Annotated in this window: 9 protein-coding genes; all 9 read left to right on the top strand. The window is 34.7% G+C overall.

Annotation, left to right across the window (positions count from 1 at the left end):
* On the top strand, nt 1-377 hold a 377-nt coding region (gene tsf / locus QWC74_RS10710; protein WP_288994029.1), incomplete at its 5' end, for a translation elongation factor Ts.
* Between the two features lie 52 nt (nt 378-429).
* The gene (pyrH, locus tag QWC74_RS10715; protein ID WP_006783772.1) at nt 430-1,170 is read left to right on the top strand and encodes a UMP kinase; all 741 of its coding nucleotides are present in this window, start codon (nt 430-432) and stop codon (nt 1,168-1,170) included.
* 2 nt (nt 1,171-1,172) lie between these two features.
* Complete coding sequence (frr, locus tag QWC74_RS10720; protein ID WP_006783771.1) at nt 1,173-1,730, top strand: ribosome recycling factor; 558 nt, start codon at nt 1,173-1,175, stop codon at nt 1,728-1,730.
* Between the two features lie 167 nt (nt 1,731-1,897).
* Nucleotides 1,898-2,374 carry a GNAT family N-acetyltransferase gene (locus QWC74_RS10725; protein ID WP_006783770.1) on the top strand — a complete coding sequence of 159 codons (477 nt, stop codon included), beginning with the start codon at nt 1,898-1,900 and terminating at the stop codon, nt 2,372-2,374.
* Nucleotides 2,375-2,436: 62 nt separating this feature from the next.
* Entirely contained in the window at nt 2,437-2,616 is a 180-nt protein-coding gene (locus QWC74_RS10730; protein ID WP_006783769.1) for a hypothetical protein, read from the top strand.
* A 42-nt stretch (nt 2,617-2,658) separates the two neighbouring features.
* Nucleotides 2,659-2,823 (top strand): hypothetical protein, encoded by a 165-nt coding sequence (locus QWC74_RS10735; RefSeq protein WP_162036064.1) that lies wholly within the window; start codon nt 2,659-2,661, stop codon nt 2,821-2,823.
* A 303-nt stretch (nt 2,824-3,126) separates the two neighbouring features.
* Entirely contained in the window at nt 3,127-3,891 is a 765-nt protein-coding gene (locus tag QWC74_RS10740) for an isoprenyl transferase (protein WP_006783767.1), read from the top strand.
* A gap of 13 nt (nt 3,892-3,904) precedes the next feature.
* Nucleotides 3,905-4,717, top strand: a complete 813-nt coding sequence (locus tag QWC74_RS10745; protein WP_006783766.1) for a phosphatidate cytidylyltransferase — start codon at nt 3,905-3,907, stop codon at nt 4,715-4,717.
* A partial coding sequence (gene dxr, locus QWC74_RS10750) for a 1-deoxy-D-xylulose-5-phosphate reductoisomerase (RefSeq protein ID WP_288994032.1) occupies nt 4,718-5,750 on the top strand: 1,033 nt, incomplete at its 3' end.

Below are 5,750 nucleotides of genomic sequence, written 5' to 3' on the forward strand. Positions count from 1 at the left end.
ACGTTGCTGTTTTAGAAGAAATTGCTAAGGAAGTTTGTATGCAAGTTGCTGCTGCAAATCCTTTATTCTTAAGCAGAGAACAAGTAGATAATGAAGCTTTAGAAAAAGAAAAAGAGATATACAGAGTTCAAGCATTAAATGAAGGAAAACCAGCTAACATCGTTGAAAAAATGGTTGAAGGTCGTATCCGTAAATTCTTAGCAGACGTTTGTATGTTAGAACAACCATTCGTTAAAGATGGAGATTTAACAGTTGCTAAATGGGCTGCAAACAACGGATCAACTATCAAATTATTCGTTCGTTTAGAAGTTGGAGAAGGAATCGAGAAAGTGGTTACTAACTTCGCAGAAGAAGTAATGAGCCAAGTTCGCGCATAACAACTTATTTTAATTAAGGGACACATCACTGTGTCCCTTGCTTTGGATATAAATGGATGAGAAAGTGGGTGCCTTAATGACTTCGTATAAACGTGTTGTGCTAAAGCTTAGTGGAGAAGCATTAGCTGGAGGAAAAGGTTTTGGTATCGATGCTGAAACAGTACAGAAAATTGCTTTAGAAATTAAAAGTGCATATGAAACAGGTGTGGAAATCGCTATCATTGTTGGTGGTGGAAACATTTGGCGTGGTAAAACGGCGAGTGAAATGGGAATGGAGCGCTCTAGTGCAGACTATATGGGAATGTTAGCAACTGTCATGAATGCCTTAGCTCTTCAAAATGCACTTGAAGGATGTGGAGTTCAAACAAGAACACAAACCTCAATTCATATGAATCAAATTGCTGAACCATATATTCGTCGTCGTGCGATTCGTCATCTTGAAAAAGGTCGTATTGTTATTTTTGGTGGAGGAACTGGAAATCCTTATTTCTCAACTGATACAACGGCTGCCTTACGTGCAGCTGAAATCAATGCTGATGCTATTTTAATGGCTAAAAACGGTGTTGATGGAGTTTATAACGATGACCCACGTAAAAATGTTAATGCCACTAAATATGACGAACTATCATATTTAGAAGTATTAAATAAAGGTTTACAAGTCATGGACTCAACTGCAGCTTCTTTATGTATGGATAATAATATTGAATTATTAGTGTTTAATATGAATGAATCTGGGAATATTAAAAAAGCAGTTGCAGGTGAAAAAATTGGAACTATTGTAAAGGGGAGATAAAAATGCCTAAAAATGTATTAAGTAACGCAGAAGCTCGTATGAGCAAAGCAATTGATTCTTTAAAACGTGAATTTTCAGTATTACGTACTGGACGTGCTAGTGGAGCTTTATTAGATAATATTCAAGTTGATTACTATGGAATGCCTTCACCAATTAATCAAATGGCACAAGTAACAGTACCAGAACCTCGTCAATTAGTGGTAAAACCATACGACAAATCAATGTTACAAGCAATTGAACGTGCAATCAATGAAGCGAACATCGGGTTAACTCCAAACAACGATGGGGAAGTCATTCGTTTAAATGTTCCGGCTTTAACAGAAGAACGTCGTCGTGAATTAGCGAAAAAAGTTAAAGGATTTGCAGAAGATGCGAAGGTTGCAATCCGTAATGTTCGTCGTGATGCAAATGATGAATTAAAAAAATTACAAAAAAATGGTGAAATTACTGAAGATGCATTAAAAGGTTACACTGAAGATGTACAAAAATTAACAGATAAAAAAATCAAAGAAGTTGATGCAACTGCAGACGAAAAAGAAAAAGATATCATGTCAATCTAATTTTTAAGCCACTCTTTTTGGGTGGCTTTTTTATTTGATTACATAGAGACTTCTAGATGAATAATTTATCAAAAAGGCAAGGAATCTTGTCTTTTTTTTCATTTTTATAGGACATCATACGTAAGATGTAAGGTAGGTTTTTAAATACCTCAGGAGGAGGGAGAAAAATGTTTAGGTTCGCTGAGGTTGGGTATTTAACAGATGGTGAGATTGATTTGATATTAGAAAAAAAAGTACCAGCAAATTTAGAACCTTTTCATGTGCCAGCATACCACTTTAAAATAAAAAAACATTTAACATCAGTTGAAATAGGAAAAATAGATATTAGGATTGGACATAATGAAATGACGTTTTATGGAGGAAATATTGGTTATGAAATTTATCCACCCTATCAAGGGCATCATTATGCAGCAAAAGCTTGTCTAATTATAAAAAAAATTGCCTTATTACATGGAATGACATATGTTTATATTAGTTGTTTACCTGAAAATATCCCATCTAATAAAACGTGTCAGCGATTAAAAACATCATGGCTTGGTACTTATTTGATACCATTTCATAATGAGATGTATTTAGTTGGAGTCAGACAAATTAATGTTTATGAATGGATTTTAAATTCAAATGAAGGATTTCGATATGTATAAATATCGACAATTAAAGACATATTAATGGTATCATTCTAAAATATTAATGAGGAGGCAAAAATATGTCAAAAAATCATAAAAAAGGTAAACATTCACAATCGAATAATAGAAGCAAATTAACCACACGTATGGAGGTTGAATTTGGTTCTGAATTTGTAGGTGATGCTAAACGTGCTGCACAAGCAGTTGAAACACGCGTTAAAAATAATGCCTTACGATATGGATTTGGCCAAGAGGATTAGTAGCGATATAATAAATCAAAGCTTTAAAAGGCTGTGATTTATTTGAAAAAAAATCAAGATTGCTTTATTAAGTTAAAAGGGTCACTAAAGAATCAGAAAAAAGACGTCGAGATGGCTCAAGAACTAGATGCGATTACTAAACTTGAAATTTCGCGTATTAAGACAAAGGTGAGACGTAAGTGGCTGACAAATAATCACTCATCATAATTCAATCAAGATGAGATAATATTTTAGAATGATTTTCAATAAAGATAAAAGAGAATCCCCCTACGTGTCTTTAGGACAATAGGGGGATTCTTTTGATAAAGGCTTAATCTTTTGAGCATGATAATAACAAGATTAAAAATCAGATTATTTCATAAAATTAGGTTCATAATGATGCAGAAGGTTAATAAAAATATTAAAGACATTGAGATAATTTGTATAAAACCTACTTTGTCTGTGGAAAAAAGATGGTAAGTATATTAAAATATACAGGATAGGTTAATTTTATGAAAGGCGGTTTCTTGAATGTTCTTTAAAAAGAAAACGAAGACACAGGTAAGTAAAGAGCAGATTTTAAAAGCTCCTCTACCTCAACATATAGCGATCATTTTAGATGGCAATGGAAGATGGGCTAAAAAAAGAGGATTACCAAGAACAGCCGGTCATCAAGAAGGCGCGATGAATGTCCGAGAAATAACAAAGTTATGTGGGAAACTTGGTGTAAAAGCATTGACGGTCTATGCTTTTTCAACTGAAAATTGGAAACGCCCTGAAGAAGAAGTTAAATTTTTAATGAAACTTCCGTTAAAATTCTTTGATGAGTTTGCACCAGAATTAATCGAAAATGATATTAGATTAAAGGTCATTGGGAATACTGAAGACTTACCGACTGAATTACAAGAGAAAATTAGGGAATTATCACACCAAACAAAAGATAATCAAACGATGACATTAACTATTGCACTTAATTATGGTTCTCAGGATGAAATTAAACAAGCTGTTCAACAAATCGCTAAAGAAGTGAAGGCTGGAGAACTAAAGGTTGAAGAAATTACTGAAGATGTTATTGAAAATCATTTAATGACGCACGATTTGCCTCCTCTTGATTTAATGATTCGGACGAGTGGAGAGCAACGCATTAGTAATTATTTATTATGGCAGTTAGCTTATGCAGAGTTATATTTTACCTCTGTGGCATGGCCAGATTTTAAAGAAAATCAATTGTATGAAGCCATTTACGATTATCAAAAACGTAATCGACGTTTTGGTGGATTAACTGAAACCAAATAAAGGAGAGTAAAAAATGAAGCAACGCGTATTGACAGCTATTGTCATCATTGCAATAGGATTACCCATTTTGATTTATGGGAGATTACCTTTTATTATTTTAGGGGTATTACTTGCTCTAGTTGCCTCTCAAGAAATGATTGATATGAGAGAAACAATTTCTAAGACACCAGTAGAGATTAAAGTATTTACGATGATTGCAATCTTAATGATTGTGTTTAGTTCATTTGATTTTAGAACATTGAGTTTTACAGGGACACTTGTTTTTGGACTGGGAACCATGGCATTATTTCTGTTTATTTTATTACTTGCAGTTGTTACGAGAAAGCAATTTACAGTTAATGATGCCGGATACTATTTGTTAACAATCTTTTATATCGGATCTACTTTTCATTCTATGATTTTCTTACGCTCACTTGGGTTAAATTTATTTTTATTTATGATTATCGTAGTGGCCGTAACCGATTCTGGTGCTTATTTTGTAGGACGAAAATTAGGTAAACGTAAATTAGCCCCATTAATTAGTCCAAATAAAACAGTGGAAGGATCGGTTGGTGGAACGATCCTTGGTGTTTTAGTTGGAAGCATTTTTGGAGTGATAACGGGCGTTTCAGATCATGTTATCGTTTTAGCCATGATGAGTTTAGTTGTAGCAGCTGTCGCCCAATTTGGAGATTTAGTAGCCTCTTCAATGAAACGTGAGTATGGAATCAAGGATTTTGGAACATTATTCCCAGGACATGGTGGCGTTTTAGATCGATTTGATAGCCATTTATACGCGTCATTAGCTTTATATATTTTAATTAATGTCATGAATGTGGTGATTTAGATGAAAAATATTTATTTATTAGGAGCAACAGGTTCTATCGGAACACAAACATTAGATGTCATTCGCATGCATCCTGAGGCGTTTCGTTTGATTGCTTTTTCATCAGGACGTAATATCGAATTAACGAAGCAGATTATTGAGGAGTTTCAACCTGCTTATGTTTCAGTCATGGAGGAAGAGTCAGCAATGACTTTAGAGGCGTTATATCCAAACGTTGAATTTGGGTATGGAGCACAGGGACTTGAAAGTGTGGCAACTTATCAAACCGATTTAGGTGGTGAGGATTTTGTTGTCACAGCAGTCATGGGGTCTGTTGGATTACTTCCGACATTAAAAGCGATTGAAATGGGGCGCAATATTGGAATTGCAAATAAAGAAACCTTAGTCACAGCAGGACATCTGGTGATGGAAAAAGCGAAGCAGCATGGTGTTAAACTGTTGCCTGTGGATAGTGAGCATTCAGCTATTTATCAATGTTTACAAGGTGAAGATGCTAAGGCGATTAAGAAGCTAATTATTACAGCCAGTGGTGGATCGTTTAGAGATTATACCCGTGAAATGTTAAAAGAAGTGACACTTGAACAGGCCTTAAATCATCCTAACTGGTCAATGGGAGCTAAAATTACGATTGATTCGGCGACGATGATGAATAAAGGACTAGAAGTCATTGAAGCGCATTGGCTGTTTGACATGCCATATGAACGAATTGAAACGATTTTACATCGCCAAAGTATTATCCATTCAATGGTTGAATTTGAGGATACGAGTATTATTGCGCATTTAGGAACGCCTGATATGAGAATTCCGATTCAATTTGCGATGAGCTATCCAGAGCGTATGGATTTAAAACAAGGGAAGTCTTTAAATTTAGCAGAAGTTGGAACATTGGAATTTAAGCCAATGGATTTTGAACGTTTCCCATGTTTAAAAATGGCATATGAGGCGGGGATGCAAGGGGGGAGCTGTCCGACTGTTTTAAATGCCGCAAATGAAGCAGCTGTTGATTTGTTTTTACGAAATAAAATTAGCTTCT

It is taken from the genome of uncultured Turicibacter sp., from assembly GCF_938044715.1.
Lineage (GTDB): Bacteria > Bacillota_I > Bacilli_A > MOL361 > Turicibacteraceae > Turicibacter > Turicibacter sanguinis.

What these genes read in the sequence shown, in the direction of transcription:
- pyrH (WP_006783772.1), top strand. Translation starts at nt 430, where the DNA reads ATGGATGAGAAAGTGGGTGCCTTAATGACTTCGTATAAACGTGTTGTG.
- frr (WP_006783771.1), top strand. Translation starts at nt 1,173, where the DNA reads ATGCCTAAAAATGTATTAAGTAACGCAGAAGCTCGTATGAGCAAAGCA.
- QWC74_RS10725 (WP_006783770.1), top strand. Translation starts at nt 1,898, where the DNA reads ATGTTTAGGTTCGCTGAGGTTGGGTATTTAACAGATGGTGAGATTGAT.
- QWC74_RS10730 (WP_006783769.1), top strand. Translation starts at nt 2,437, where the DNA reads ATGTCAAAAAATCATAAAAAAGGTAAACATTCACAATCGAATAATAGA.
- QWC74_RS10740 (WP_006783767.1), top strand. Translation starts at nt 3,127, where the DNA reads ATGTTCTTTAAAAAGAAAACGAAGACACAGGTAAGTAAAGAGCAGATT.
- QWC74_RS10745 (WP_006783766.1), top strand. Translation starts at nt 3,905, where the DNA reads ATGAAGCAACGCGTATTGACAGCTATTGTCATCATTGCAATAGGATTA.